1 protein-coding gene and 1 pseudogene are annotated in these 1,989 nt (G+C 33.5%); both read left to right on the forward strand.

Features of this window, described 5'->3' with window-relative positions:
* The first annotated feature begins 23 nt into the window (after window positions 1-23).
* The gene (locus IDG60_RS12315; protein ID WP_052998385.1) at window positions 24-1,346 is read left to right on the forward strand and encodes an APC family permease; all 1,323 of its coding nucleotides are present in this window, start codon (window positions 24-26) and stop codon (window positions 1,344-1,346) included.
* Window positions 1,347-1,501: 155 nt separating this feature from the next.
* A pseudogene (gene norB / locus IDG60_RS12320) lies at window positions 1,502-1,989 on the forward strand (multidrug efflux MFS transporter NorB); the annotation flags it as partial.

Raw genomic sequence — 1,989 nt, forward strand, 5'->3', positions numbered from 1 at the left:
AATCTTAAAAATGAGGTGTAATTATGTCAAATGGTAAAGAATTACAAAAAAATATAGGTTTCTTCTCAGCGTTTGCTATTGTTATGGGGACAGTTATTGGTTCAGGAGTATTCTTTAAAATATCAAACGTAACAGAAGTAACAGGAACAGCAGGAATGGCCTTGTTTGTATGGTTCCTAGGCGGCATCATTACCATTTGTGCGGGGTTAACAGCAGCAGAACTTGCTGCTGCAATCCCTGAAACAGGTGGCTTAACGAAGTATATAGAATATACATACGGTGATTTCTGGGGCTTCCTATCAGGTTGGGCGCAATCATTTATTTATTTTCCAGCTAACGTAGCAGCATTGTCTATCGTATTTGCGACACAGCTAATTAATTTATTCCATTTATCTATAGGTTCGTTAATACCAATAGCAATCGCATCTGCGTTATCTATTGTGTTGATAAATTTCCTAGGTTCAAAAGCAGGCGGAATTTTACAATCAGTTACTTTAGTAATTAAACTGATTCCAATCATCGTTATTGTAATTTTTGGTATTTTTCAATCTGGAGATATCGCTTTTTCATTAATTCCAACTACAGGTAATTCAGGAAATGGTTTCTTTACAGCAATTGGTAGTGGTTTATTAGCAACTATGTTTGCATATGATGGTTGGATTCATGTAGGAAATGTTGCGGGGGAACTTAAAAATCCTAAACGCGATTTACCTTTAGCGATTTCAGTTGGTATCGGTTGTATTATGGCTGTGTATTTATTAATTAACGCTACATTTTTATTAACGTTGCCAATAGAACTACTTGCTGGTAACTTAAATGCAGCTTCAGATACATCAAAAATATTATTTGGTGAAAATGGCGGTAAAATTATTACAATCGGTATATTAATTTCTGTTTATGGTACGATCAATGGCTATACTATGACTGGTATGCGCGTACCATATGCAATGGCTGAAAGAAAATTATTGCCATTTAGCCACTTATTCGCAAAATTAACAAAATCTGGCGCACCATGGTTTGGCGCAATTATACAACTTATAATCGCTATCATCATGATGTCAATGGGAGCATTTGATACAATAACAAACATGTTAATCTTTGTTATTTGGTTGTTCTATTGTATGTCATTTGTTGCTGTAATAATTTTAAGAAAACGTGAACCAAATATGGAGCGTCCATATAAAGTACCGTTATATCCGATCATACCTTTAATTGCTATTTTGGCAGGATCATTTGTATTGATTAATACACTGTTTACACAATTTATATTAGCAATCATTGGAATTCTAATAACAGCACTTGGTATACCAGTTTATTACTATAAGAAGAAACAAAAAGCAGCATAAGGTAAGATAACTAGCATTGAGAATAAATGGATGGACTACTAATAAATTTAAAGTTTTACACATTAAAATCAAAAACCATTCAATTATTCTATCGAACAGACAAATTTCTGTTATGGAATTTGTCTGTTTTCAAAAGTATAGGGAGGCAAATAGAGATGGAAAAGCCGTCAAGAGAGGCATTTGAAGGCAATAATAAGTTGTTAATAGGAATTGTTTTAAGTGTAATAACGTTTTGGCTATTTGCACAATCATTGGTTAATGTTGTACCAATACTTGAAGATAGTTTCAATACAGATATTGGAACGGTTAATATCGCCGTTAGTATAACTGCTTTATTTTCAGGAATGTTTGTTGTAGGAGCAGGTGGTCTTGCTGATAAATATGGCAGAATTAAACTCACGAACATTGGTATTATCTTAAATATATTGGGTTCATTATTAATCATTATTTCAAATATTCCTTTATTACTTATTATAGGAAGATTAATTCAAGGACTTTCAGCAGCATGTATTATGCCTGCAACTTTGTCTATTATTAAGTCATATTACATTGGGAAAGATAGACAACGCGCTTTAAGTTATTGGTCAATTGGCTCATGGGGCGGCTCTGGTGTTTGTTCATTTTTTGGAGGTGCAGTTGCAAC

The organism is Staphylococcus sp. EG-SA-2 (genome assembly GCF_017152085.1).